18 protein-coding genes and 3 pseudogenes are annotated in these 26,345 nt (G+C 66.1%); 12 read left to right on the top strand and 9 right to left on the bottom strand.

Features of this window, described 5'->3' with window-relative positions; all coding sequences use genetic code 11:
* Positions 1–138: 138 nt before the first annotated feature.
* Positions 139–1,689 (top strand): YncE family protein, encoded by a 1,551-nt coding sequence (locus AAFO60_RS20290; protein ID WP_347958056.1) that lies wholly within the window; start codon positions 139–141, stop codon positions 1,687–1,689.
* Between the two features lie 117 nt (positions 1,690–1,806).
* Here the strand turns inward: AAFO60_RS20290 and AAFO60_RS20285 are convergent, their stop codons facing one another.
* Positions 1,807–3,003, bottom strand: a complete 1,197-nt coding sequence (locus AAFO60_RS20285; protein ID WP_347958055.1) for a cation:proton antiporter — start codon at positions 3,001–3,003, stop codon at positions 1,807–1,809.
* 278 nt (positions 3,004–3,281) lie between these two features.
* On the opposite strand from AAFO60_RS20285, the gene AAFO60_RS20280 reads away from it, so the two are divergent.
* Entirely contained in the window at positions 3,282–3,962 is a 681-nt protein-coding gene (locus AAFO60_RS20280) for an MspA family porin (protein WP_347958054.1), read from the top strand.
* A 1,204-nt stretch (positions 3,963–5,166) separates the two neighbouring features.
* A complete protein-coding gene (locus AAFO60_RS20275; protein WP_347958053.1) occupies positions 5,167–5,538 on the top strand; it encodes a hypothetical protein in 372 nt (123 codons plus the stop codon).
* Positions 5,539–7,506: 1,968 nt separating this feature from the next.
* Here the strand turns inward: AAFO60_RS20275 and AAFO60_RS20270 are convergent.
* From AAFO60_RS20270 to AAFO60_RS20255, 4 genes and pseudogenes are all read right to left on the bottom strand, one after another.
* Positions 7,507–8,193 (bottom strand): annotated as a pseudogene (locus tag AAFO60_RS20270) (IS982 family transposase); the annotation flags it as partial.
* A gap of 101 nt (positions 8,194–8,294) precedes the next feature.
* Positions 8,295–9,371 carry a DUF475 domain-containing protein gene (locus AAFO60_RS20265; RefSeq protein ID WP_347958051.1) on the bottom strand — a complete coding sequence of 359 codons (1,077 nt, stop codon included), beginning with the start codon at positions 9,369–9,371 and terminating at the stop codon, positions 8,295–8,297.
* Positions 9,372–9,575: 204 nt separating this feature from the next.
* Complete coding sequence (locus AAFO60_RS20260) at positions 9,576–10,670, bottom strand: inositol-3-phosphate synthase (protein ID WP_347958050.1); 1,095 nt, start codon at positions 10,668–10,670, stop codon at positions 9,576–9,578.
* Positions 10,663–11,316, bottom strand: a complete 654-nt coding sequence (locus tag AAFO60_RS20255; protein WP_347958049.1) for a PadR family transcriptional regulator — start codon at positions 11,314–11,316, stop codon at positions 10,663–10,665. The genes AAFO60_RS20260 and AAFO60_RS20255 overlap by 8 nt, the downstream gene beginning before the upstream one ends.
* Positions 11,317–11,464: 148 nt before the next feature.
* Between AAFO60_RS20255 and AAFO60_RS20250 the strand changes: the two genes are divergently transcribed.
* The 3 genes from AAFO60_RS20250 (at position 11,465) to AAFO60_RS20240 (ending at position 15,763) form a co-directional block, all read left to right on the top strand.
* A complete protein-coding gene (locus AAFO60_RS20250) occupies positions 11,465–11,857 on the top strand; it encodes a DUF5318 family protein (protein WP_347958048.1) in 393 nt (130 codons plus the stop codon).
* A gap of 89 nt (positions 11,858–11,946) precedes the next feature.
* Positions 11,947–14,208: a transglycosylase domain-containing protein gene (locus AAFO60_RS20245; protein ID WP_347958047.1), complete on the top strand. Its 2,262-nt coding sequence runs from the start codon at positions 11,947–11,949 to the stop codon at positions 14,206–14,208.
* 58 nt (positions 14,209–14,266) lie between these two features.
* Positions 14,267–15,763, top strand: a complete 1,497-nt coding sequence (locus AAFO60_RS20240; protein ID WP_347958046.1) for a glycosyltransferase family 87 protein — start codon at positions 14,267–14,269, stop codon at positions 15,761–15,763.
* 16 nt (positions 15,764–15,779) lie between these two features.
* On the opposite strand, the gene AAFO60_RS20235 is transcribed toward AAFO60_RS20240, so the two are convergent.
* Entirely contained in the window at positions 15,780–17,780 is a 2,001-nt protein-coding gene (locus AAFO60_RS20235; RefSeq protein ID WP_347958045.1) for a GNAT family N-acetyltransferase, read from the bottom strand.
* 162 nt (positions 17,781–17,942) lie between these two features.
* Between AAFO60_RS20235 and rpsF the strand changes: the two genes are divergently transcribed.
* The 4 genes from rpsF to rplI all read left to right on the top strand — a co-directional run bounded on the left by rpsF (position 17,943) and on the right by rplI (position 19,682).
* Positions 17,943–18,224: a 30S ribosomal protein S6 gene (gene rpsF / locus AAFO60_RS20230; RefSeq protein WP_006896700.1), complete on the top strand. Its 282-nt coding sequence runs from the start codon at positions 17,943–17,945 to the stop codon at positions 18,222–18,224.
* 123 nt (positions 18,225–18,347) lie between these two features.
* Complete coding sequence (locus tag AAFO60_RS20225; RefSeq protein ID WP_347958044.1) at positions 18,348–18,905, top strand: single-stranded DNA-binding protein; 558 nt, start codon at positions 18,348–18,350, stop codon at positions 18,903–18,905.
* Between the two features lie 40 nt (positions 18,906–18,945).
* Complete coding sequence (gene rpsR / locus AAFO60_RS20220) at positions 18,946–19,212, top strand: 30S ribosomal protein S18 (protein ID WP_347958043.1); 267 nt, start codon at positions 18,946–18,948, stop codon at positions 19,210–19,212.
* 20 nt (positions 19,213–19,232) lie between these two features.
* On the top strand, positions 19,233–19,682 hold the full coding sequence (rplI, locus tag AAFO60_RS20215; protein WP_347958042.1) for a 50S ribosomal protein L9: 450 nt from the start codon (positions 19,233–19,235) through the stop codon (positions 19,680–19,682).
* Positions 19,683–19,844: 162 nt separating this feature from the next.
* On the opposite strand, the gene AAFO60_RS20210 is transcribed toward rplI, so the two are convergent.
* Positions 19,845–20,399, bottom strand: a complete 555-nt coding sequence (locus tag AAFO60_RS20210) for a hypothetical protein (protein WP_347958041.1) — start codon at positions 20,397–20,399, stop codon at positions 19,845–19,847.
* A gap of 413 nt (positions 20,400–20,812) precedes the next feature.
* Between AAFO60_RS20210 and dnaB the strand changes: the two genes are divergently transcribed.
* Positions 20,813–23,026, top strand: a complete 2,214-nt coding sequence (gene dnaB, locus AAFO60_RS20205; protein WP_347958040.1) for a replicative DNA helicase — start codon at positions 20,813–20,815, stop codon at positions 23,024–23,026.
* A gap of 1,032 nt (positions 23,027–24,058) precedes the next feature.
* A pseudogene (locus tag AAFO60_RS20200) lies at positions 24,059–25,321 on the top strand (IS3 family transposase).
* Between the two features lie 29 nt (positions 25,322–25,350).
* Here AAFO60_RS20200 and AAFO60_RS20195 read toward each other — a convergent pair.
* Both AAFO60_RS20195 and AAFO60_RS20190 read right to left on the bottom strand, forming a co-directional pair.
* Positions 25,351–25,779 carry a hypothetical protein gene (locus AAFO60_RS20195; protein ID WP_347958039.1) on the bottom strand — a complete coding sequence of 143 codons (429 nt, stop codon included), beginning with the start codon at positions 25,777–25,779 and terminating at the stop codon, positions 25,351–25,353.
* A gap of 212 nt (positions 25,780–25,991) precedes the next feature.
* A pseudogene (locus AAFO60_RS20190) lies at positions 25,992–26,345 on the bottom strand (mercury(II) reductase); the annotation flags it as partial.

Raw genomic sequence — 26,345 nt, 5'->3', positions numbered from 1 at the left:
TCCCATCCGGCGATTCGCCGGGTTCGTCGTTTTGGATGAACTTGTGATCTGGGACGTTGCTTTTTGCGTAACTCAGCTTGGTTCGACGTGAGAGGCGTCGATAGCGTTCGGGCGGTTCAGGTCACGGAAAGGCACATCATGAACTCACGTCACTTGCTCATCACCGGTTCCCGATTTCGAAGGTTGTTCACCGCTTCGGCGGCCCTTCTGCTGCTCGCCGGCGCCGCGGAGCCGGCACCGGCGCGTGCCGCATCGATCGAGACCGTCGACTGGCTCAGCAGTCCGACGGCGAATGCGCTGACCGTCGACGGTAAGCAGCTGTGGGTGCAGGACGGCGACGGCGTCGGAGAACTCGTCGTCATGGACACCGCGACGAAGAAGAAGGTCGCGACGGTGCCGGGTGCGGACAGGGTCTCCGACATCCACTTCACACCGGATGGCCGATACGCCTACCTCATCGAGGCGAACGCCTTGGTCGTCCACGACGCGGTGACCCGGGTACGAGTGGGTGCCGTACCGCTGGATCTGAGCGTCCGGCCGATAGGTTTGGCGTTCTCGCCGGACAGCAGCCGCGTGTACGTGGTCGGGAAGGACGGGCCGATCAGTGTCCACGACACCGCGACCAGGGCCGAGATCGCCCAGTTCGACGCCGGTGTCGGCGGGAACCACGACATCGCGATGGCGCCGGACGGTCGTCGCGCGTACGTCGCGGGATTCAGCGGAGTCGCGGTGGTGGACACCGGAAGCAACGCGGTGATCAGAAAGCTCGACTACGCGGGCGGCGACCTCGTCGACGGAGCGAACACGCCTTCGGGCGCCGTCGTGGTCTCCCCCGACAGCAGCACGGTGTACGCCGCCGGCCACACCCTCACTCGGATCAACGCCGTCAGCGGTGCCGCGCTCGGCCAGGCTCGCCCTGCTGCGACGGCGTCACGTCTGCACATTTCGCCGGACGGGTCGTCGCTGTTCGCAGACGGCAGGCACGGCACCGGAGGCCTGGGACTGGCCTGGGGACCGTACACGGTGAAGACCGTCGACATGACGGTTCACTCTGTCTCCGGGCTGCCGGACAACATGACCCTGACGGCACAACGAAGTGCGTACGGCCGGACGATGTCGGTGAGCCGTGACGGCAAGACCGGCTACTTGAGCGGCGGCATCGTGTCGGAGCTGGTCGGCTCCGGGGTGGAGATGACCACGCGGCCGATACCGACCACTCTCGCGATCATCGACGTCAACGGGTCCGGCGGCGGGGAGCCGGGCAACGGTACTCCCGGCAGTGGCGACGACAAGGCCTTCAAGCCCGGAACCAAGCTCAGCGTCGTCTTCACCGAGCTCGCGAAGGCGCGAGAGTACCTGGTCAAGGGCGAGTCGACGCCGTTCTGCGTCGACGAGCGCGCCCGGACCGACGACGCGGGAACCCTGCGGTTCGACTGCACCCTGCCGTCCGATCTGGAACCGGGCCTCCATAACTTCAACGTCTACGACGGCACGAGCAAGGTCGCGTCCATCGAGTTCACCGTCTCGGCTCAGGGCCGGAACACCGCGACGGAGCTGCGTGGATCGGCCGGGTCGACGACCGCGCCGGGCACCGGCGGCGCCGGACCCGACAAGCCCGGCAGCCTGGACACCGGAAGCAGCGGAAGCTCGGACGGGAGCGGGAGCCTCGGCGGCCTCTTCGGTCGCTGAGCCGTGGCCGATCCGCGTTCTACCCGCTGACGCCCGACATCCGCGGGGCTCAGCGTGATCCGCTCTGGCACAGACACCGCGGACGTCAGTGAGCCTCGCGGATGCGTCGGTACCGGCTCAGGAGCCGGTACCGACGGCCCCCGTCGCTCCGTCGGTTCGGGCGCGCACCCTCGCCGCGATCAGCGGGAAGATCAACACCGACAGCAGGCCCGCACCGACGAGGACTGCGGCATCGGTGCCGGTGAGCACGTCCTGCTGCACGCCGATCTGCGAGACGACCACGATGATCGGCAGCCCGGTGGCGCCGAACAGTCCGACGGCGATCCGTTCGCGGGGACCTGCGCCCTCGGGTGCAGCCAGCATCGACGGCAGGCCGCGGATCAGTAGGAGGGCGACCATGACCGCCGGTATCCACGCGAAGGCGACGGGGTCGTCGAGCAGTGAGCGCAGGTCGAACTTGACTCCGGTGTAGACGAAGAAGAGCGGGACCAGGAAGCCGAAGGCGAGCGCGTCGATCTTGGTCTCGACCGACCGCTGGGTGTGTTCGTCGGCGTCGCGGATCAGCAGCTTCCACACGATGCCCGCGGTGAACGCGCCGAGCAGCATGTCGATGCCGAGCTCCAGGGTCAAGACCACCAGAAGGGTGAGAATGGCGAGGACGACGCGGACCGCGAACTGGGCGGAGGTGTGCAGCGTCGCCTCGACGTAGCGGTGCAGGCGACCGTGCGGGGTGCGACCCGCGTAGAACATCGCGGCCAGGGCGACGGCGCCGAACACCAGCAGGACGATGGTCGCGGCGCCCGGCGAGCGGCCGCCGAGGAACAGGGAGATCGCGACGATCGGGCCGAACTCCCCGGCGGCCCCGATCGCGCCGACCGCATTGCCGAACGGGGTGCCGAGATCACCGTTGTCGCGCAGGATCGGCAGCAGGGTGCCCAGGGCGGTGGAGGCCAGGCTGATGCCGATGATGATCGCGCCCAGTCCCGGCGAGACGACGAAGCCCGCCGCCACGCCGAGCGCGATGCTGATCAGCCAGCCGATCCACGCTCGTCGGGCGGTGCGACCACGAACGGCGGAGGCGGTGATCTCGGTTCCCGCGACGAAGAACAGCAGCGTGACCCCGAAGTCGGACAGCCGGGCCAGGAACTCGGTCTCGCCGACCCAGCCCAGCACGGTCGGACCGGCCGCGATTCCGAGTGCCAGTTCGAAGACGACGATGGGGATCTTGATCCAGCGCGACACCAGCCGCGTGCAGATCGGGGCGGCCAGAATGAGCAGCGGGACGACGAGCAGGGCCGTCGTGGTGGGGGTCACCCGCTGATTCTAAGGCGGAGCGGGCGATTCGGGCGCGCGAGTGTCCCGTACTATAGTGTCGCGGGTGCGCGTAGGGAAGATGCGCGCATGACCTCTGAGAATCACCGCTACTGCTGGCGAATCTTGTCCGGTCCGGACAACGAGTTTCACCCCTGCGACCAGCATAGATAACACGAACCGGCCAACGTCGATTGGTGAATTCTGGTGTGCCCGTTTACGTTTCCCCCGAAGCGGCAAATCGGTCGTTTCGTCATACTCGGGGATCGAGGGGGGACCTCATGACGCGACGCGTCACACTGCTCATCGCCACACTTGTTGCCGCACTCACCGCACTGGCCGGCCTGACTGCGGGTGTCAGCGATGCCCGCACCTATAAGACCCGCGAGGGGGTGGACATCACCCTGACGGCGTCGAAGCTTCGGGCGAAGAAGGTCCCCGCCCTTGATGGTTCGCCGCTCTCCGGTGAGGCGTTCCTGTCCTCGGATGTGCATGCCGCGCTGCGCGGGATCGACGGTAAGACTGTCCGCGCGACCGTCGAGGTCGGCTACAAGGTCGGCTATCCGGTCTCGGTTGCCCCGAACGGTGTGAAGGTCACCGCTCACACTCCAGAGCTGAAGCTCACCGGTGGCGTCAACGCCAAGATCGCCCCTGAGGTCACCATCTCAGGGTCAGGTGGAGGCGGCAGGCTCGGTGAGATCGGCGGCCAGCTCGGCGCCGAAGCGACCGTGATCCCGGCCGCGGACCTGCAGTTCGAGGTCGGCGCGGGCAAGATCACCACGGTCACCCTCGCCGAGATCGCCCTGACCAAGCCGGTCGCCGACATCGTCCTGTCCGGTATCGAACTCAACGTGACCAACGCGCTCGGTCAGATCTCGGTGCGGCCGTTCGCCAAGATCTCGGTCACCACCGACACCGGTGTCTACGTGTACTACGACCACGGCCCTGTGGCCCGCATCTGACAGGCCTCACCATGAATGACTGTCGCTCGCGATCCTTGCGATCGCAGCGAGCGGTGCCCTCTTGGTCGGGATCGGCATCGCGAACGCCGAGACGCCGGCTGAGCGATGCAAACGCGAAACCACCGCTTACAACAACGCGTGGAAGAACACCTGGGCACAAGCAAACCCCGGTAAAAGCCCCAGCGACGCACCGCCGCCTCCTGTGCCCTACAGATGCGGAGGTGGAAACGACGATCCACCACCGACATTGTCGCCCTCTGCGCCTGAGGATGAGGCTGGCACACCCAGTGCACCCTCGACTACTGCTCCCACATCCGAGGACCGGGGCCCGGGACCGAACCTGAATGCGCCCACAGAACGCCGTGACCTCGAGCATCCCGGCTCTGAACAGCCCACGATCGCTGAGAGCCGTGCGTCCTCGGCGTCAACCAGTCCACGCTCGGCTCCGACTTCGACTCCACGCACACCAACTCCGACGTCGGCTGCGAGTACGTCGAGGAGTCCTTCTTCCCAGCCGACCCCCAGCCGCGCCGCAATCGACGCCGCCGAGCCGCTCAAGAGGAACGCCTCAGAGGGCAACAACGATACGAGTGACAGTGCTTGTGTGAGGATCTGGGGAACGGAACAGCGAATCGGTTCCAACTGCCATCACTATCGCGACGAAGTGCGCCAGATAAGCGCCGATTTTCAACACCGATTACTCAATGCCCTTCGCCGCTTGTGGATACAACCCGGACACCGACCACCCCTGCACCCTGTCTACATCGCGATCAGTCGCAGTGACAGTCGGGTTTACAGGAGGGTTTAGCAACGAGTTCGTCAAGTCCGAACTATCAATCACAACCGCCGAGACAGTATCCATCACAATCGAATGCGGAGCGCCTCTTGATCCAAAAGCAAGTAAGGGTGTTTCCGCCTATCTGACAAGCTACACCCCCAAGTGTACGATTGACCGATACTACGTCAGCGGTGGCGGGCTTGCGGAGCGTTCAGCAGTTCAGGAAGGAAAAGAAGGGAGGGTTGTCCAGTGTCGTTCCATAGCTCGCGCTTGAATCTGCTCACTTTCACTATTGCGATCGTTTGCACTGCCCTGATCTCTGGGTGTTCCCAAAAAACCGAGGCGCCACCAGAAGTGAGCTCCGTGACACCAACTTCGAATTTCAAGGACCACTTGCCTGACCTTGAGGCAAAGGAATTGATTGGAATGACTGAAAATCAGATTCAGTCCAGGCTATACACTAAGAAGTATTCGAACACGAGCAGCGGCATGAACAGCATGAACGACTTTGGGCGCGTTCGATATCGTCATCAAATAGTTGATCTGACCCGCCTAGTCGCACCAGAGGAGGCGTCGAAATATCGTGACTATACGGCCGAGTTCACGGCGATCGCAGCTTGCGTACGCCACGATGAGCGCACAGACAGCTACTCGATCTTCGTCGGCGGTCTACCCAGCCCACTGATCACGCCAGCAATCCTGGCACAGGCGAAACATGGTGACTTCAACCAATATCTCACCGAATATAACGGTTGTAGAGCGCCCGGACCAAAAGTTCCAATATCGCTCGTGAGCTGATCAAGCCCGTCCACTCAAGACGGTGTTGGGGGTCACAGATTCGCACCAGGCCCCTTCACGGTGGAAACCATCACGGCCGCGGCTTCGGCGGCGTGCGCGCGGTCGGTCGAAGCGGTGCGTGCACCCTCTACACGTACTGGCACGACATTGAGAAATGTGGAGTGTCCGGCATCGATGTCACAGCAAGGATTATCGCTTCCGGCGGCGAGACTTCGACGCCTACCTGGAGTCATGTAGGAAAGGCCGTTCGATAACGTCGTATACAAGGCACCAGGAGTCGGGACGCAAACTACTGTCATCACTGGCGAGGAGTTCGAGCAGAAAGTGATTTTCTCCGGAATCGGCGCAGGCGTGAAGACCGTATGCCTACGTGGACACCTAGACAAATGGGGAAATTATAACACCGACCAAGGGCGTAATCTTGGGTAATTTGAACCTATCCAGAAACGAATACTCGGCGACATGGTCGGTTGCCGCGTGCGTGGCCGCAATCGTTTCTCTGATCGCTTCGGCATGGCCATTCGGAGTTGTCGTTCCCGCGTTGATTTTGGTGCTCTGGCTTGCCCCAGCGACGCGGCGGTCGGCACACCCAATCGTGCAGTGGATAGTGGGAGTGACACTAGTTTTCGGGATTATCCTCGGGATTATAGTCACGGTGTTCCTAGCTCCAGCCCATGACGAGGTGCATAACAACCCGGAAAACGGGTGCACATTAGAGCAAGTAGCCACCGACAGGTGCCCACGGTAGGGTGTGAACCTTGCGCGCTCAACGTTCGCAGCGCGGCGTCAGGCCTCCTTCGTTTCGGGGGAGTACTGAAACCTCGCGGGTGCGGGGAGGTACATGGAGCAGAGGCCTCATGAAGCGTCGCCCGCCCTCTCGTGTTGAGGGTGGGCGACGCTTTCGCTGTGTCCGGAGTCCGGGGCAGAGATCGCGCGGCCGGCGAGCGCTCGGGGGCTACGCCCGTCCGACTCGCTTGCGAACTTGTCGCGATAGTGTCGCCGTGCGTGCAGCTGCACGTGCGAGACTGCCGCCTCATCCTTGGTGGAAGCCCTTCCGGTTTCGCTTCCGTTCTTTCGGACCGGGTGGAGCGAGTCCTCATCGGCCGTGCTGTCGCGAGGGATACAGAGTGTCGTCAGGCGACCACCGGCATGACTGCCGAGGATCCGCGGCTGAGCGGCGGATTCCCGCGTGAGGATGACAGAGGAGGACTGTGCACGATCGCTCGGGTCGCGAGGATGACCACAAGGGCCGACCGGCCGGGGCCGATTCGTTCCGATGGGTGAGGCGACGGCAGGAGCCGGCATCGGACGGGTCGTCTCGGTCGCCGGAGGCGTCAGGCACGGTCAGACGTGACGCAGGTCCGGGAGATCGAGGGCGGCCGCCGGTGTGCGGGGCGGCCGGTGCGGTCGCCGGTCCCTCGATGGGGTACGCGGCCCTGGTGGCCGGCACCCGGCCGGGACAGCCGGGGTTCGGTTCTGCGTCGACGGTGCCGAGGTCGGCGACCTCGGTCTTGGCCTTGTGTCCGGTGATGTCCTGGTAGGGCACGGTGTCCTCGCATACTGGCGCCGTAGCCCGAGCACAGCGCAGATTCGAAAAATGTTCGAGTGAGTGGCTGGCGATGCTCGCTCTTACACCACCTGAGCCTGAGCGGGTCGGCTTCTCCGAGGGTTCAGTCGATTCTTGGGTACATGACTGCGGCGGCGAGGGGGGCTGCGGCCGTACCAAGGCAGAGCGGTCGGTACACCCTGTTATCTAACTGGATGAAGCGTGGTGAGGGGTCCTCCAGACCGAGAACCTTCGTGGCCGGCCAAGGAGATCCTCGCCACGGTTGCGGCCCTGCCCCTCCCGCCATCAACGCGGCTGCAGCCGCCGAGAGTCCGGCGATGGCGAAGCAGGCTCCCGAATCAGGCATGGTGTCGCTCCCCACCACAGCGTCGGCCAAGTCGGCCCGGCTGCGCATGGGCCATGCGGGTCGGGCGCAGCAGGGTGATGCCGGCACCGGCGAGCGTGGCTTCGAAGTCTTTGCCGTGGTAGCCCTTGTCAGCGATGACGGTCGGTGCGTGCGTCTGGATCTGTTCGGCCAGTCCTGGTGTGCCGGTGAGGATGTCGGTGAGGACCGCCCGTTCGTCGGCTTTGGCTCCGGTCAATGCCCACCCGACTGGCGCCCCGTGCAGAGTGGTCAGCAGGTGCAGCCGCAGGCCCCAGAAGTAGCGGGTGTGCGAGGCGCAGTATCCGTACTCGGCGAACCCTGCTGCCTCCGATCGCAGGGCTGTCTCGCGGGAGCGTCCGCATTCGACGGGGGTGGAGTCCACGACCCACACGTTGTCGTCTCCGATGGAGGTCTTCGCGGTCAGGATGCGGCCGAGCCAGACCATCGTCGTAGCCAGGGCCCGGACTCGTTTGTTGTAGCCGGACTGTCCAGGCAGTGTCGGGAACATCGTCGTCAGGTGGGTGTGGGCGAAGCGGATCCAGCGGCGTTCGCTGGTGTAGCCGAGCAGTGCCTGCATCACCGCCAAGGTGATGATCTCGGCGTCCGTGATTCGGGCGGTGAAGGTTCCCGGCCGTCGCGGTGCGACACGCTCGGGGTGCTCGGTCAGCAGATCATCGCAGGCCACGTAGAGTGCGGTAGCGAGGTCGTCCAGGTTGGTGTCCATGTCGACTCCCTGTCGATGTTGGGTTAGCAACATCAATCCTGGGCGGCCTCGCCACGTTCATCCCACGCGACACACCAGCAACATCACCGGGAATCGATCATCTAGAGATGCAGGCCCAGCAGGTGGTGGCGTCGTCGATAGACCACGCTGCTGATGAACGCCGCGAGGATGAAGACGACGCCGACCAGTCCGGTCACGATCTCCGGCACCGGCGTGCCGATGGAGTACAGCAGGATCAGTGCGAGCGCGCCGATGGCCCAGTGCGCGCCGTGCTCCAGGAAGACGTACTGCGACAGCGTCCCGTGGCGGACCAGGAAGACCGTCATCGATCGGACGAACATGGCGCCGATCAACCCGAGGCCGAGGGCGATGATGATCGGGTCGGCGGTGATCGCGAACGCGCCGATGACACCGTCGAACGAGAACGAGGCGTCGAGGACTTCGAGGTACAGGAACAGGAAGAAGCCCGCTTTGCCCGCGGCCTTCGCCAGGCCGGACGGGCCGCCACCCGCGCCGCGTCCGTCGCCGGTCTCCTCCGGCTCCACGTGGAAGAGTTCGCCGAGACCGTTGACGACGATGTACGTGATCATCCCGAGGGTGCCTGCGATCATCACCGAGGAGGTCTGGTCGTCGTCGGCGATGAACACCGCGGTGATCACGAGCAGGCCGGCGGCGATCACCACCGACATCTGCCGGATGCGGCCGAGTGCCATCAGCGGTCGTTCGATCCAAGCCAGCCACGGCAGTTCGCGTTGGTCGAAGACGAAGCCGAGGAACAGCATGAGCAGGAACATCCCGCCGAAGGCCGCGATCTGCGGGTGGGCGCCGGTGATGATGCTCTCGTACGTCGGTGAGCCGTCGGTCGGCGGGTTGAGGGCCAGCCGCAGGGCCTCGACGGGATCGAGTCCCGCGGCGATCCAGACGACCGCCAGCGGAAACGCCAGGCGCATGCCGAACACGGCGATGACCACACCGACGGTCAGGAACATCCGCTGCCAGAACTCGCTCATCCGCTGCAGGACGGTCGCGTTGATGACGGCGTTGTCGAACGAGAGCGACACCTCGAGTACGCCCAGGATGAGGGTCAGGATCAGCGCGGTGGTCCCGCCGTAGAGGAAGGCGGCGATCAGGGCGGCTGCGGAGACGACCAGCGACACTCCGAAGGTGCGGAGGATCACGGGCGTGTCCGGACGGTCATGGGAGACAAGCGTACCGGCGCGGTGGGGAACTGTCTGCGGCGCCGGTCGTCGTCGATCAGGTGCCGCTCGTGGTCGAGACCGCGAGGCGAAGTGCTCGGTCGCATCAGCCGATCACGAGGACCCGAACGACGACGCCCGCCCCGGATCGGCCGGGGCGGGCGTCGTCGTGATCAGCGCTGCAGACTACTCGGCGCCGATGATGAACGCTTCGAGCTGCTGACGCGCGATGTCGTCGGCGATCTGCTCCGGCGGGCTCTTCATCAGGTAGGCCGAGGCGGGCAGGATCGGGCCGCCGAGGCCGCGGTCGAGGGCGATCTTGGCGGCGCGGACGGCGTCGATGATGATGCCTGCCGAGTTGGGCGAGTCCCAGACCTCGAGCTTGTACTCCAGGTTCAGCGGCACGTCGCCGAAGGCGCGGCCTTCCAGGCGGACGTAGGCCCACTTGCGGTCGTCGAGCCACTGCACGTAATCGCTCGGGCCGATGTGGACGTTCTTGTCGTAGACCTTGCCCGCGAGGGGGCCGTCGAGGATCGAGGTGACGGCCTGGGTCTTGGAGACCTTCTTCGACTCCAGACGCTCACGCTCGAGCATGTTCTTGAAGTCCATGTTGCCGCCGACGTTCAGCTGGTAGGTGCGGTCCAGCTCGACGCCGCGGTCCTCGAACAGCTTCGCCATGACGCGGTGGGTGATGGTGGCACCGACCTGGCTCTTGATGTCGTCGCCGACGATCGGGACGCCGGCCGCGCGGAACTTCTCGGCCCATTCGGGGTCGGAGGCGATGAACACCGGCAGCGCGTTGACGAAGGCCACGCCCGCGTCGATGGCGCACTGGGCGTAGAACTTGTCGGCCTGCTCCGAGCCCACGGGCAGGTAGCTGACGAGGACGTCGACCTTGTTGTCCTTGAGGGTCTTGACGACGTCGACGCCGTCGCCGTCGGCCTCGACGATGGTCTCGCGGTAGTACTTGCCGAGGCCGTCGAGGGTGTGGCCGCGCTGAACGGGGACGTTCAGCGGCGGGACGTCAGCGATCTTGATGGTGTTGTTCTCGCTGTTGTTGATCGCCTCGGAGAGGTCGAAGCCGACCTTCTTGGCGTCGACGTCGAACGCGGCGACGAACTCGACGTCGCGCACGTGGTAGTCGCCGAACTTGACGTGCATCAGGCCGGGGACGTGAGCGCTCTCGTCCGCGTCGCGGTAGTAGTGGACGCCCTGGACCAAGGATGAGGCGCAGTTACCCACGCCGACGATGGCCACGCGCACTTTGTTGGTATCACCCATGGTCGGGATCTCCTTCGTGTTGCAGCGGTACGGCGGGTTGCTGTGCCGCCGAGTTCTTACTTACTTCGTCCCGCGCGGCCGTCTCCGGTTCCGCGGGGCGAGGATCTGGGGAGCCGATCGAGCCGGAGGCTTCGTCGGCGATCAATTTGTTCAGCCACTGGACCTCGCGTTCGGAGGTCTCCAGGCTGAGCTCGTGCATCTGCCGGGTGTAGTGGTCGCTGGACCGGGTGGTGCGGCCGAGCAGATCGCGCAGGCCCTCACGCCGTTCCTCCACCTGCCGGCGGCGGCCCTCGAGTATCCGCATCCGCGCGACGGCGGGAGTGCGGCTGAAGAACGCCAGGTGCACACCGAAGCCGTCGTCGGTGTAGTTCTGCGGGCCGGTGTCGGCGACGAGTTCGGAGAAGCGCTCCTCACCCGACGCGGTGAGCCGGTACACGCGGCGTGCGCGGCGGACCTTGGCGCCGGTGAACGTCTCCGGTTCGTCTTCGGCGATCAGACCGTCGGCCTGCATGCGCCGCAGCGTGGGGTACAGCGAGCCGTATGAGAAGGCGCGGAACGCGCCCAGGAGACCGGTGAGCCGCTTGCGCAGTTCGTAGCCGTGCATGGGTGACTCGAGGAGAAGGCCGAGGATCGCCATCTCGAGCATGCGGCGGCCCCCTCTCGTCCCGTTATCGCGCCTTGATGCAGCATCCAATGTATCGCATCGATATAACTTGATCGAAACTTGCGGGTAACGGCAGGGTTGATCTGCATCACACGGCGTGTCCTCAGGCGGCCCGTCTAGGCTGAGGGGCGTGCACCGGCAGATCGTGGACTACGCACTCGCGCGACGCGAGTGCCTGGCGCGCGTCCGGACCGGCCAGACCGCCCTGGCGCAGGTGTGCGATGCGGACACCTATCTCCTGCGCGCGGCCAAGTTCCACGGCCATGTCACCGACGAGGTGTGCCCGGTCTGCAGAAAAGAGCAGGTCACCAGGGTGTCCTGGGTTTTCGGCGAACATCTCGGGCGGGTGCACGGATCGGCACGATCGGCCACCGAGATCGAGAGCCTCGGCGGCCGCGTCGGCGAGTTCACCGTCCACGTCGTCGAAGTGTGCCGCACCTGTCGCTGGAACTATCTGGTGCAGTCGTACGTTGCCGGACTGCCCGAAGGCGTACGGCGTGGTCGTCGGCGGGTCGCCAAGTGACGCGTCAGGAGTTGGCGCGCTAACGGCCATGCGTCAGCATGGTGAATGAACATCAGTCCCGCGCGAGAGCGCAGAGAAGTGGGTGAGCGATGACCAGCAGTAAAGGTGCTGCGACGTCGGACAAGTCGACGACAGTGAAAGCCGTGGCATGGGTGCTCGGCATTCTCGCTGGAGCAGTACCGCTGGTCGCCGTCTTCCTGGTCGTCGCGTTCCTGTTCACCTACCTGACTGTCGATGTCCCGGCTCCCGGCGACATCAAGCAGAACCAGGTGGCGACGATCACCGACAGCAAGGGCGGAACGATCGCCAAGATAGTGCCGCCGGAGGGCAACCGCACCGACGTCAAGTACGACGAGATTCCGAAGTCGATGATCGAGGCGGTCAAGGCCGCTGAAGACCGCGACTTCGACTCCAACGCTGGCTTCTCCACCTCGGGCTTCATGCGCGCGGTGCTCGGCAAGGCGTTCAACAGATCGGGTGCCGGCGGCGGTTCGACCATCACCCAGCAGTACGTCAAGAACGCGATCGTCGGCGACGAGGTCAGCTACCAGCGCAAGTTCAAGGAACTCGCGATCGCCACCAAGATGTCGCGGCAGTGGTCCAAAGAGGACATCATGGCCGCGTACCTCAACACGATCTACTTCGGCCGCGGTGCCTACGGCATCGACGCCGCGACGCGGGCGTACTTCAACAAGCCGCTCAAGAAGCTGACGGTCTCGGAGTCGGCGCTGCTCGCAGGCATCATCCGCGGTCCGTCGATCTACGATCCGGCGGTCAACCCCGACCTGGCGGTGAGTCGCTGGAACTACGTCCTCGACGGCATGGTGGCGACCGGCGCCCTGAGCCAGGCCGATCGTCAGGCCCAGACCTTCCCGAAGGTCGCCAAGGTCAAGGACGACTCCTCGACCGGCAATGAGGGCCCCAACGGTCTCATCAAGCGTCAGGTGCTCGCCGAACTCGACAAGCTCGGCATCACCGAGCAGCAGATCCAGACCTCCGGGCTCAAGATCACCACGGCGATCGACCCGCAGGTGCAGAAGTCGCTCGTGTCGGCCTCGCGCAACAAGCTCGAAGGCGAACCCAAGAACCTGCGGACCGCGTCGGTGTCGGTGGATCCGTCCACCGGCGGCGTCGTCGGCTACTACGGCGGCGAGGACGGCCAGGGGTGGGATTACGCCTCGGCGGGCTTGCAGACCGGCTCGATCTTCAAGGTGTTCGCGCTGGTCGCGGCGCTGGAGCAGGACATCCCGCTCTCGCAGCGGTACAGCTCGGCGCCCTACCAGGCGCCCGGCGGCCTGGTGGTCGAGAACTCCGACGGCGAGAGCTGCGGCACCTGCAACCTGGCGACCGCGCTGAAGATGTCGCTCAACACTGTGTTCTACCGGCTGATGATGGACCTCAACGGCCAGGCCGACGCCGTCGCCGACACCGCGCACCGGCTGGGCATCGCCGAGAGCTTCGGTGACATCTCCAAGACCCTGCAGGAGAAGAACGGACACTCCGAGGGCGGCGTGGTCCTGGGCCAGTACCCGTCGCGGGTGCTCGACATGGCCTCGGCGTACGCCACGCTCGCTGCGTCGGGCATCTACCGCGAGCCCTTCTTCGTTCAGAAGGTCGAGACCTCGACCGGCGACGTGCTCTACGAACGGCAGAAGAACAAGGGCAAGCGGGTCGTCTCGGCGGCGGTGGCCGACAACGTGACCGCCGCGATGGAGCCGATCGCCGCGTACTCCAACGGCAACTCGCTGTACGACTCGACTTACGGCCCGCGACCGTCGGCGGCCAAGACCGGCACCGCCCAGCTCGGCGACACCGGCTACAACAAGGACGCCTGGATGGCCGGCTACACGCCGCAGCTGTCGACCGCGACCTGGGTCGGCACCGACAAGGGCACTCCGCTGCGGAACTACTCCGGTGGTTCCATCTACGGCAGCGGCCTGCCCGCGCAGATCTGGAAGGCCGCGATGGACGGCGCGCTGGCGGGCGATCCGATCGAGCAGTTCCCGACACCCGAATCGGTCGGCGGCCAGGCCGGCGTCCCGTACGAGCCGCCGCCGGTGACCTACACCCCCACCGAGACCCAGACCTCCCGTGAGCGGCCGCGTCTGCCGCGTCTGCCCGGCCAGAACGAGAACGGCGACGTGGTGATCGCACCCGGCGTCACGATCCCGGTGCCCGGCGGAGGCGGCGGCGAGGGAACGACTCACACACCGTCGCCCGGTGAGGGCGGTACCGGAGGCGGCACCGGCAACGGGACCGGTACCGGACCGGGCACCGGCGGTGCGGGCACGGGCTTCGGAGGCAACGGACTGACCGGCAACCGCGGATACGACCCGGTCCCGGCCGGGTAGCGACGCTGCCGCAGTGACCCGACCAGGAGCGGGGACGCCGCCTCCGGAACCTCAGTCGATGGACTCCCCGGAGCCGCTGGCCGCCGACCTGCGAGTCGACGCCGACCGGATGCTGCCGGCGTGGAGCAGCCCGCAGATCGCCGCGGCCAGCGGCGTCATCGGCGGCCCCGCCGGACTGCACGCGGCGATCGGGCGCAGTCGACGGTGGACCCCGCTGCGCGTGGTGCTGCTGCTGGCCCTGGTCGGACTGTCGATCAGCTGGTTCGGCAAGGCCGGGTGCATTCAGCAGGCGCCGGTCGCCGACCAGCCCGGACAGGTGCGGCTGAACTGGGACAACCAACGCCAGTTCGTCGGGCTCTGCTACTCGGATCTGGTGGCGTCGTACGCCGAGAACAAGCTGACCCCCAGCGACCTCGCAGCCGGGGCCTTCCCCTACCGGACGTCCTGGACGCAGAAGAACGCCGACGGTTCCGAGAGCAAGGCCTACCTGGCCGAGCCCGTCCTGACCGGCATGTTCATGTACGTCTCCGCCCAGGCCGCGCGCGGATGGGCGTGGCTGGCCGACGCGGTGGGCCTGCCCCGCACGCTCGACGTCGTCAACTACTTCAACATCAGTGCGCTGCTGCTGTCGCTGTTCTGGCTGCTGGCGGTGTGGGCGACGACGATGACCGACCGCCGTCGCCGGTGGCTCGGCGCGCTGATGGCGCTGTCGCCGCTGCTGCTGTTCCACGCGTTCACGGCCACCGATGTCCTCGCCGTCGCCATGCTCGCGGTGGCGATGCTCTGCTGGTCGCGCGGCCGGGCGGGCTGGACGGGCGTGTTCGTCGGACTCGGCGCGTCGGCTGCGGTGTACCCGATCCTGCTGCTTCCCGCGATCGCCGTCCTGTGCGTCCGACGACGGCAGGGCAGACAGTTCGCTCGCGTCGTCGCGGGAGCCGTCGGCAGTTGGCTGATCGTGAACCTGCCCGTGCTGGTGCTCTACCCGTCGGGATGGTCGCAGGCCTATCGCGCCTGGCGCGACCGCGGCGTGGAACCGGACACCCTGTATCGGCTGATCTCGCTGGCCACCGGGTGGAATCCGACGTCGTCGCTGATCAACGGGCTGGTCCTGCTGCTCCTGATCGCGGTGATCGCCGCCGTCGTCTACATCGGCCTGCGGGCGGCCGCCGAGCCGACTCTCGCGCAGCTGGCCTTCCTGCTGGTCGCCGGCTTCCTGCTGTTCGGCAAGGAGTGGACGCCGCAGTCGTCGCTGTGGCTGGTGCCCCTCGCGGTGCTCGCCGTGCCGTATCCGCGCGCGGTGCTGGCGTGGATGACCTTCGACGCGCTCGTGTGGATCCCGCGGATGGGTCTGTTCCTCGACGCCGACCGCAAATGGCTGCCGCCGGAGTTCTTCTACGCGGTCAACACGGTCCGCGGCGCCGTGCTCGTCGGGCTGTGCGCGGTGGTGGTGTGGCAGTTGCTGCGCACCGACGACGACGAGCCCCGGTCGGCGCGACTCCTGCGCTCGCCGGCCGGCGACGACGGACTCGGCGCCGAGGTCGCGCCCGCCGACTGACGCCGCTCGTCGGCGGTCAGTCCGAAGCGGTGGCGGCGAGCCGGGTGTGCAGCCGTTCGCGCGATGCGGGCCAGTCGTCGTCGACGATCGCGAACTGCGCGGTGGTGCGCCATCCGCCGCGGAACCGGCGGTGCTTGCGCAGCTCTCCCTCTTCGACGGCCCCGAGCCGGCTGATGGCCGCGCGCGAGCGGGCGTTCTCGGAGTGGGTGTGCCACACCACGCGGACCGCGTCGCAGACGGTGAACGCGTACTCGCAGAGAAGCAGTTTCGCCGCTGGATTGATCGCCGTGCCCATGGCCGCCGGCGAGTAGTAGGTGTAGCCGATCGCCAGCGCGCGGTCAGCCCGGTCGACGTCGTAGAAGCTGGTCGTGCCCACCAGCTCGCCGTCGGCGTCGAGCACCGCGAATGCGATGCGATGCGGATCGAGCAGCGCTGTTCGGATCCAGTCGACGGCCGCCTCGGTGGTGCGGGGCACCGAGCTCGACCATCGGTACAGGTCCTCCGCGCCGGCGACCTGCGCCAGCGCGGCCGCATCGGCGAGCTGTAACGGACGCAGGGTGACGTGGGGATCGGTGAGGGTCGGTTCGCCGAGCCAGCGGCGCGCGTCCTCGGCGTCGGCGGCCGCGAGCCTGGTCAGGGGCCCGGCCGGGGGTGTCCCCGCCCTCAGGTACGAGGCCAGCGGCTCGCGCGGGCGGACGTTGACGAACACCACGATCAGCACCGCCAGGACGACCGCGTGCGCCCACACCCCGAAGTTCACTCCCGCCAGCACCCAGGCGCGCGTGGTGGCCGAGTAGTTCATCAGCAGGTGGAAGATCGTCAGGTCGAGGACCGAGTCGGCCACCAGGTACAGCGCGATCAGCCACCACCGGACCCGCAGCAGGACGAAGAAGGGCAGGATCCACAGCGTGTACTGCGGCGAGTGGACCTTGTGGAAGAGCATGAACCCGGCGAGCATCGCGGCGCTGACCCCGAGCCACGGGAAGGCGCCGTCGCGCCGGTAGGTGCGCCAGCCGAGGTAGCAGGCCAGCGCGAACGAGCCGGCGATCAGCAGCGGGGAGGCGATGTCGACGATGCTGGTGTACGTCGGCGTCTCACCGCCGGTCGCGAACCGCAGACCCCAGTACCAGATGGAGTTCGTGGAGAGGTTGGCCTCGCGTTTGGTCTGGAAGTCGATGGCCGCCTTCCAGCCCTCGTAGCCGGCGATCATGAACGGCACCTGCGTGACCGCGACCGTCACCACGGCCGACGCCGCCACGTACGCGGCGCCGAGCCAGTCGAGCCCGGGCCGTCGGCCGTCGGTCTTCTCCCCGCGGGTCAGGACGTACAGCATCAGCGGCAGCACGAACAGGCCCGGATAGATCTTGAGCGAGAAACCGATGCCGAGCGGGATCGCGGCGACGACGGCCGTCGTCCGCACCGACCACCGGCGCACCCCGGTCGTCGGATCGGCGCACGCGCCCCAGGCCATCACCCCGATGCCTGCGACCGCGGCGCACACCACCGGCAGCTCCCAGTTGTGCAGCGCGTACAGCATCAACGGCGGGGTCGCCGCCCACAGCAGCACCCACCAGCGCGTCATCAGGGCCAGCAGGATCGTCGTGACGAATGCGAAGGGCAGCAGGATCAGCAGGCTGTGCCAGAGGAATTCGCGGTCGGTGTCGGCGCCGAGCCCGCTGAGCCACATGATCAGCCCCGACAGCACCGGGTACTCGACGACGCCGCCGAACAACTGGCCGGAGGGCGTGATGCCGCCGTGGACGTACGGGAAGACGTGGTCGGCCAGGCCTCGGCCGTGCCACATGGTCATCAGGTCCGAGTAGCACGGGACGACGTCGAGGCGGCTACCGTACAGCCACTCGCGCTTGGCTCCGGGCGACGGCGTGGTGCACCGGACCTTGACGGCGTACGACGCCGCCGCCGACGCGACCGTGAAGAGCATCGCCGTCACGAGGATCAACGCGGTCTCACCGAAATGAAGCCGCTTGGCGGCGAAGGCATTGCGGGCCGAAGGCATGCGACGAGCCTAGTGGAGGCGGGTGAGGCGGTCGGTGACCGACCCGACAGTGATTTCCCTGGTCAGTGCGTACTCATGTATCTTGGACAGGTTGCCGACGCAGGCGACCCTCCTGCCGCGGACCGTCCGCGGCCGAAAGCCCATAGGAGGTGATGTGGTCTTATGCGTCATTACGAACTGATGGTGATCCTCGATCCGAGCCTGGACGAGCGCACCGTCGCCCCATCGCTGGATACCTTCCTCAACGTTGTTCGCAACGAAGGCGGCAAGGTGGACGACGTCGAGATCTGGGGCAAGCGCCGCTTGGCCTACGAGATCGCGAAGCACAACGAGGGCATCTACGCCGTCGTTCAGCTGAACGCGACGCCGGCGACCGTGAGCGAGCTCGACCGTCAGCTGAAGCTGAACGAGTCGGTGCTGCGCACCAAGGTCCTGCGCAAGTAATCCACTTCGCCCACGAGGTGCTGTGAATCGAGCACTGGGCCGATGTCGGAGGTTCACCCTAGGGTGGGTGTCGACATCACCAGGTGCGCACGCAGCGTTCCTCGACACGATTAGGGGAGTCTCATGACGGACACGGTCATCACGGTTGTCGGAAATCTGACTGCAGACCCGGAATTGCGGTTCACCGCATCGGGCGCGCCGGTCGCGAATTTCACGGTGGCCTCCACTCCGCGGACGTTCGATCGCCAGACCAACGAGTGGAAGGACGGCGAAGCGCTGTTCCTCCGCTGCAGCATCTGGCGCGATGCCGCAGAGAACGTGACCGAGTCCCTCACCAAGGGCACCCGTGTCGTGGTTCAGGGCAAGCTCAAGCAGCGGTCGTACGAAACCCGTGAAGGGGAGCGTCGCACCGTTGTGGAGCTCGAAGTGGATGAGATCGGTCCCTCGCTCCGTTACGCGACCGCGAAGGTCACCCGCACTCAGCGCGGTGGCGGCAACTTCGGCGGCGGTGGCGGCGGGTACAGCGGCAATCAGGGTGGCGGCAACGCCGGCGGTGGCTACGGCGCACCGCAGGGCGGACGTCCCCAGCAGGCCGCGAGCCAGCCGGCCGACGACCCGTGGGGCAGTGCGCCCGCTGCGGGCGGCGGCTTCGGCGGCGGGGACGACGAACCACCTTTCTGATTCCGGGCCGCCACCCGGAGACCATTGACTGGAGCAATACATGGCAAAGCAAAAGGGCCGCAAGCCCCGCGTGGAGAAGGTCACGAAGGCCAAGGCCTGCACCTTCTGCAAGGACACCAAGAAGAACAAGAAGGTCGAGATCGACTACAAGGACACCGCGCTGCTGCGTCGTTTCCTGTCCGATCGCGGCAAGATCCGTTCGCGTCGCGTCACCGGCAACTGCGTGCAGCATCAGCGCGACGTTGCGATCGCTGTGAAGAACTCGCGTGAGGTGGCTCTGCTGCCGTTCACGTCGACCGGACGCTGAGCGGGAAGGGCAGAATAGACATGAAGCTGATCCTGACCGCCGCAGTCGAGAACCTCGGCGAAGCCGGCGACACCGTTGAGGTGCGCGATGGCTACGGCCGCAACTACCTGCTTCCCCGCGGACTGGCCATCGTCGCCACCCGCGGTGCCCTGAAGCAGGTCGACGGCATCCGCCGTGCGCAGGAGGCTCGCGCCGTGCGCGACCTCGACCACGCCAACGAGATCAAGCAGGCCCTCGAGGGCCTGGAAGCCGTCTCGCTGACCGTCAAGACCCAGAGCTCGGGCAAGCTGTTCGGCTCGGTCTCGGCCTCGGACGTCGCGGGCGCCATCCGCGCCGCCGGCGGCCCGGCCGTCGACAAGCGCAACGTGGAGCTGCCGAAGGGCCACATCAAGGCCCTGGGCGAGTACCCCGTCGTCGTCAAGCTGCACCCGAAGGTCGAGGCCAAGCTGAGCCTCACCGTCGTCAGCTGACGTAGCACCACCACGGTTCAGGCCGGTCACCCCGCGAGGGGTGACCGGCCTGAATTCGTTGGGCGGATCCATCCGTGGCGTCCGCAGTCGGAGATCGACGTGTAGAAGATCGACGTGCAGGAGATCGACGTGCAGGAGATTCGACAGGGAAGGAACAGGCCCTCAGCCGCGCGCCTTCGGATTCCCGTCGTGGGCGCGGTCGCCGCGCGGGTACAGGAACCAGTGGCTCGCGCGGCTGACGCGGAACCCGCGGTTCCAGTTGCGGCACGCGACGACGCCGGTCTGCGGCACGGCGCAGGTGACGTCGGCGACGGTGATGCGGGTACCGGCGGGGAGGACGGGAGCGCGGAATCGGCTGACCGGCCCGAGCTGGAACGTGGTTCCCGGGCGCACCCAGTACGGGCCCTGCTGCTCGCCGGCCAGGGCCACACCGATCACCCCGGGCGGCGCCGTGGCCGGCTTGCCGCGACAGGCGGCCGCCCCGGGCTGCGGGCCGATCTGGCAGAGCCAGCCGCCCGAGACGAAGTAGTGTCTGCCTCGATCGACGTAGGCCGAGGAACGGTACGGCTCGGCGTTGACGGCGCGGTAGCGCGAGAAGTCCAGGTCCCCGCCGCGCGGCTGTGCCTGCGCGAGGGCAGGCAGCAGTGCCGTTGCGAGCGCAGCCACGATGACGATGGTCGTCCAGATGCCCTCCCGCTGCGGGATCGATTCACGCACGTCGCCATTGGACCATGACAGGGTCGGCCTTTACCACGAGTTCGCTCAGACTGATGTGATGCGGGTCGCTTCGGGCTGCGATCCGCATCACCTGAAGTAGTGCTGGACAGTCGTACCGGCGCGCCGCAACCTGACACGCCGGACGATATCCCGAGATCTGCTGTGGATATCGTCAACAGCCTATGACCTGCGCATATGTGGAGGAATCCACTGGGATTCCCCAACTCGTCCCCATGGTTGTCCACATTTTTTCCTGGGCAGTCCCAAACCATCCACACGTTGTCCCCAGTGTTGTCCACAGGGGGTGTTTGGCGGTGGCGGGCACAGAGCCCTAACCTTTCTGATGGGTTCGGTTTCCGCGGTGGAAACCTTGTTTGCCGTGGATGACGTCGCCGGATGAAGGGGGTGGGTGAGTGGCTGTTGAGGCCGATCTCGGGCCTGAGCCGGATCTCCCACCGGAGCCCCCCACCGAGGAGTACGGACGACAACCACCGCAGGATCAGCAGGCCGAGCAGTCGGTGCTCGGCGGCATGATGCTGTCGAAGGACGCGATCGCCGACGTGCTCGAGCGGATCCGTCCCGGTGACTTCTACAAGCCGGCGCATCAGGCGGTGTACGACGCGATCCTGGAGCTGTACGGGCGAGGTGAACCCGCCGACGCCGTCACCGTCGCCGCGGAGCTCGAACGCAAGGGGGAGTTGCGCAAGGTCGGCGGTGCGCCGTACCTGCACACCCTGATCTCGACGGTCCCGACCGCCGCCAACGCCGGTTACTACGCGGAGATCGTCGGCGAGAAGTCGATCCTGCGTCGTCTCGTGGAGGCGGGCACCCGCATCGTGCAGTACGGCTACGCCGGCGCCGACGGTCAAGACGTGGCCGAGGTGGTCGACCGCGCGCAGGCCGAGATCTACGAGGTCACCGAACGTCGGACCACCGAGGACTACGTCGCGCTCGAGGAACTGCTGCAGCCGACGCTCGACGAGCTCGACTCGATCGCCTCCCGCGGCGGCCTGTCGTTGGGCGTGCCCACCGGGTTCGCCGACCTCGACAAGCTCACCAACGGCCTGCACCCGGGTCAGATGATCATCGTCGCCGCCCGCCCCGGCGTCGGCAAGGCCCTCGCGCTCGACACCCCGCTGCCCACGCCCACCGGCTGGACCACGATGGGCCGCGTCGCGAAGGGCGATCGGCTGTTGGGCCCCGACGGGCGCCCGACCACTGTCGTCGCGGCCACCGAGGTGATGACGCGCCGTCCCTGCTACGAGGTGGAGTTCGACGACGGCAGCGTGGTCGTCGCCGACGAGCAGCACGAGTGGGCGGTCGAGGTCGACGGCGAGGTCCGGCTGCTGACGACCGATCAGCTGCAGTTGTACGGCGGTCGGGCCAACATCAAGAACACGGCGCCGCTGCAATTGCGGTACCGGTCGCTCGCCTACGGGCCGTACACGGTCGGCGCGCTGGCCGGCATGGCGTACGACGACCCGGAGATCGGCGCCCGCATCGAGGCCGAGGGCCCCGTCGACGTGATGACGCTGATGACCGACCTCGGCGGACGTATCCCGCACGAGTACCTGCGCGGCTCGGCGCCCCAGCGGCGTGCCCTGCTCGCGGGCATCCTGGACTCTCGGGCGCGCGTCGACGACGACGGTTGGATCACCGTTCCCGCGGCCACCAACCACATGTCGTCGGTGGTCGGCGACCTCGCGGCGGGGCTGGGCTACAGCTTCCGTCGTGCGAGCAGCGGCTGGGTCCGCCTCAACGCCCCCGACGACGTCTTCACCGTCTTCGACAAGGCGCAGCGGCACAAGGAACTGCGTGGCAGCGTCCGGGCGCGACGCGTCGTGTCGGTGCGCGCGGTCCCGAGCGTGCCGGTCCGCTGCGTCGAGGTCGACAACATCAGCCACCTGTACCTCGCCGGCGAGGCGATGGTCCCGACGCACAACTCCACCCTCGCGATGGACTGGCTGCGGTCGGCGTCGATCCACCACGGGCTCACCTCGGCGATGTTCTCGCTGGAGATGAGCAAGACGGAGATCGTCATGCGTCTGCTGTCGGCCGAGGCCAAGGTGAAGCTCGGCGACATGCGCTCGGGCAACATGAGCGACGACGACTGGAGTCGACTCGCGCGCCGCATGGGCGAGATCACCGATGCGCCGCTGTTCATCGACGACTCGCCGAACCTGACGATGATGGAGATCCGCGCCAAGGCGCGTCGGCTGAAGCAGAAGCACGACCTCAAGCTCGTCGTCATCGACTACATGCAGCTGATGACATCGGGCAAGAAGGTCGAGTCGCGTCAGCAGGAGGTCTCGGAGTTCTCGCGGTCGATCAAGCTGCTCGCCAAGGAGCTCGAAGTTCCGGTGGTCGCGATCAGCCAGCTGAACCGTGGTCCCGAACAGCGTACCGACAAGCGCCCGCAGGTCTCCGACCTGCGTGAATCGGGATCGTTGGAGCAGGACGCCGACATGGTCATCCTGCTTCACCGCCCCGATTCGATCGAGCGTGACGACCCCCGAGCGGGCGAGGCCGACATCATCGTCGGCAAGCACCGCAACGGCCCGACGGCGACGATCACCGTCGCACATCAATTGCACCTGTCTCGGTTCGTCGACATGGCGCGGGGCTGACGGTCGGCTGTCGATTCGCACGCTAGATTGCACTTTCGCACGCTAGTTTGCATGGGTTTGCACTATGTCCTAGGGATTATCGTGTTGTTTGCACTTGTGCAGACTCCACTGAGGTTTGTCCGATTCCAGGTTCGGTGTTGTAGATTCCGCTGAGGTTTGTCTGTTTCCAACGTTCGCGTCAGCGGATTTGGCAGGAGGTGGGCCATATTCCGGGGTAGATGTCAGTAGGCCTGTGCAGACTCCAGCCATGCTGGAGGATTCCAGTCTGGCTGTCAGCTCTCATCTCATCTCGGGCATTCCGCTTGTTAGGCAATATTCTGGACTCCATGTCAATTCGCAACACGGACATTCCGCTAGTGGTGATGATTTCCGCTCTCGGTGGCAGTCTGCGCCAAGTCGGGGCTGACGCCTTTGTGTATTGAGCGGGCGGCACAGGCCCGTCTCCTAGAAGCGAGTCTTGGGCTGTTCCGAGAGAGTCGTACCTGCGCTTGCGAATCGAAGCTGTCGTGTCTGCACGGGAATTCGTGTCTCGTTGGGCGGCGATATTCCAGAACTCTCGATGCGTGAGCGGACCCGTTCGGCAACCGGGGTGAGGTGCGACGCGTTCGGCCGTCGGCGCGCCCCCGTGGTCGACGGAGGGAAGGCGGAGTAGGCGTTCGACGGATTGCAGGGTTGAAGTGCAGGGAGGTCGGTGTTCAAGTCCCCTTCGAACTACTAGGAGCGGTTCAGACCGAACCGCTGAAGAGGTCAGGATGCAGAAATGTGTCCTGACCTCTTCTGTTGTTGATCCGTCTGATTGGTCTGCCTGTGGTCGTCGGTTTCGGGGACTCGTGTCTCTTGCTCCCGTCCCGGGGGTTAAAGGCCAAAATGTGTGTTCGGCGCGGGCGTGGCGTCGGGGCCGTATATCGGTTTCGGCCGCCCCAGCCGTGACTTCGGCCTTGTTGTGGGTGGCCGTAGTTATCCATCACGAGGCGCAACTCTGAACCGTCCTGGGTCTGGTGGAGACCGTGAACGCACCAGGAGAATGCGATCATGGCAGCACCACGAAAGTTCGATCAGGAGACCCGCGAGCGGGCCGTCCGGATGTACCACGACCGGCTGAAGGAGAACGACGGCGAGTCCAAGTCGGGTGCCCGTCGGCATGTCGGCGCCCTCCTCGGCATCAATCCCGCCACTCTGCGCAACTGGATCGACGCTGACGAAGCAGCAGGGGCGTCGGGCGATGCAGAATCGGGCTCGAATGTCTCGGCTGAGTTGAAGGCCCTCCGTAAGGAGAATGCTGAATTGCGAAGGACCAACGAGATTTTGAAGACTGCGTCAGCGTTTTTCGCAGCGGCGGAGGTCGACCGCCGACTGCGGTGATCGTCGACTACATCGACGCTCACCGGCACCTGTTCTCCGGTCGTCCCGATCTGCCGCGTGCTCACCGAGCACGGCATGGCGATCGCCCCGTCAACCTATTACGCACGCAAGAAGGCCGGCGCGGTCTCCGAGGCCGTCCTGGCCGAGGCCGACGCCGCCAACGCGGTCTTTCAGGTCTACGAGCGGAACCGCCGCGTCTACGGGATCCGGAAGCTCTGGCACGCGATGTTGCACCCCGGTCATGCGATGGGCCGCGATCAAGTGGCCCGACTGATGGCGGTGTGCGGAATCTCCGGCGCCGTTCGCGGCGCGCATCGCACCGTCACCACCCACCGCGATGATCGGGCACCGAGATTCCCCGATCATGTTGAGCGGCAATGGAACCGACCGGCTGCGCCGGATCAGTTGTGGGTGGCCGACTTCACCTACGTGTGGACGCTCGCCGGCTTCGTCTACGTCGCGTTTCTCGTTGACGTCTTCTCTCGCCGGATCCTGGGGTGGCGGGTCATGTCGAGCAAGCACACCCCGTTGGTGACCAGTGTCGTCGAGCAAGCCCTCTTAACTCGCCGGCGGGGCGAATTCACTTTCACTCCAACAGGTTTGGTGCATCACAGCGATGCGGGCAGTCACTACACGTCGATTGCGTTCTCCAAGGAGCTCCGCGAGGCCGGGATCACCGGGTCGATCGGTTCCGTGGGTGATGCGCTCGACAATGCGCTGATGGAGTCGACGATCGGCTTGTACAAGACCGAGCTGATCGACGTCGAACGGTCCCGGTCGTGGACCGGGCGGGCCGAGGTGGAGCGGGAGACCGCGGCCTGGGTGCACTGGTACAACACCGAGCGTCTGCACTCGTCGATCGGCTACACCTCGCCGACCGAGCATGAGGAGCGCTACCGTCAGAACGTCGCCTCGACACCCGAGGTGGCCTAAACAAAGGTCTCCGACCGGACCAGGACGGTTCAGCCCTTGATCATTGTCAACCCGCGCTTGATCACGCCCTGATCGGGCTCGTCCTTGACGATTTCGGCCAGGACAGTCTCGGTCTGCGCCCGGACCTCCGGCTCGTCCCCTCCAAGTCCGAAGGTGGCAAGCTCCGCAAGCAGATCAGTAAGGGCGCGAGCGAGCTCTTCATAACCAGGGGCAATCTGCTCGACACGGTCCTGAGATTGGGTTACGTCGCCGCCGTTGTTCCACGCGAGCTGCGCGTTGCCCCCGGTTACCGTGACGACTGGGCCGTGATAGTTGTTCACTGTCAGAGCGTTGGTCGCAGCGAGTCCGGACGAGTCAGCTTCGACCGGGATACGGACGGGGTTCTTCGCGAACTCACGTTCGAGTTCGCGCGTGAACTGCCGAATGCCTTGCTTATTGATCTTGAAGCCGCTGGCCACGGGCTGCTCCGTTCGTTGACTGTTGGAACTAGCGTCTCACGGCGCCCTGACAGCTCCGCGAATCTGATTGCTGGCGATCCTCGATCTGCAAGAGGCGTGGGAGCACTGTGACGCGGCCGGCCGCGAAGGCGTCAGCCGGAGCCGGCTCAGCCACGTAGCACCGATCGCGGAATGCTGCACGACCACCTGTCGCCAGCGCGAGTTCGTGCGCAGGCGCAGCAGGACAGCTTCGAGACGTCGGTGGTGAATGCCTTGGCGGCGATCCGGATGCTTTCGGTCATGGTCAGATAGGGCGCCCAGGCGTCGGCGACCTCGGTGACTGTCTTGCCGAGTACGTGGACGCCAGCGGCGGCGAGTTCGCCGGCGTCATTTGCGACCGCGGTCAGGCCGAGGATCTCGCCGGTGCCGGCGTGCGCGACGATCTTGATGAACCCCCGGATGTCGCGGTTCACCAAGGCACGGGGCACGTATTGCAGAGGCAGGACCCGGCACGTGCAGCGGATCCCGGCCGCGACTGCTTCCTTATCGGTCATCCCGACGGCACCGATCGCGGGACTGGTGAACGT

The organism is Gordonia aichiensis, from assembly GCF_039946255.1.
In the GTDB taxonomy this organism is placed as follows: Bacteria; Actinomycetota; Actinomycetes; order Mycobacteriales; family Mycobacteriaceae; genus Gordonia; species Gordonia aichiensis_A.
This window is presented reverse-complemented; position numbering and strand designations above follow the sequence as displayed.

Bases quoted from the DNA above. Each gene is read 5' to 3' on its own strand.
- AAFO60_RS20225 (WP_347958044.1), top strand. From the start codon at position 18,348: ATGACGGACACGGTCATCACGGTTGTCGGAAATCTGACTGCAGACCCG.
- AAFO60_RS20240 (WP_347958046.1), top strand. From the start codon at position 14,267: ATGGACTCCCCGGAGCCGCTGGCCGCCGACCTGCGAGTCGACGCCGAC.
- AAFO60_RS20255 (WP_347958049.1), bottom strand. From the start codon at position 11,316: ATGCTCGAGATGGCGATCCTCGGCCTTCTCCTCGAGTCACCCATGCAC.
- AAFO60_RS20235 (WP_347958045.1), bottom strand. From the start codon at position 17,780: ATGCCTTCGGCCCGCAATGCCTTCGCCGCCAAGCGGCTTCATTTCGGT.
- rplI (WP_347958042.1), top strand. From the start codon at position 19,233: ATGAAGCTGATCCTGACCGCCGCAGTCGAGAACCTCGGCGAAGCCGGC.
- AAFO60_RS20290 (WP_347958056.1), top strand. From the start codon at position 139: ATGAACTCACGTCACTTGCTCATCACCGGTTCCCGATTTCGAAGGTTG.
- rpsF (WP_006896700.1), top strand. From the start codon at position 17,943: ATGCGTCATTACGAACTGATGGTGATCCTCGATCCGAGCCTGGACGAG.
- AAFO60_RS20275 (WP_347958053.1), top strand. From the start codon at position 5,167: ATGACTGAAAATCAGATTCAGTCCAGGCTATACACTAAGAAGTATTCG.
- AAFO60_RS20260 (WP_347958050.1), bottom strand. From the start codon at position 10,670: ATGGGTGATACCAACAAAGTGCGCGTGGCCATCGTCGGCGTGGGTAAC.
- AAFO60_RS20280 (WP_347958054.1), top strand. From the start codon at position 3,282: ATGACGCGACGCGTCACACTGCTCATCGCCACACTTGTTGCCGCACTC.
- AAFO60_RS20245 (WP_347958047.1), top strand. From the start codon at position 11,947: ATGACCAGCAGTAAAGGTGCTGCGACGTCGGACAAGTCGACGACAGTG.
- rpsR (WP_347958043.1), top strand. From the start codon at position 18,946: ATGGCAAAGCAAAAGGGCCGCAAGCCCCGCGTGGAGAAGGTCACGAAG.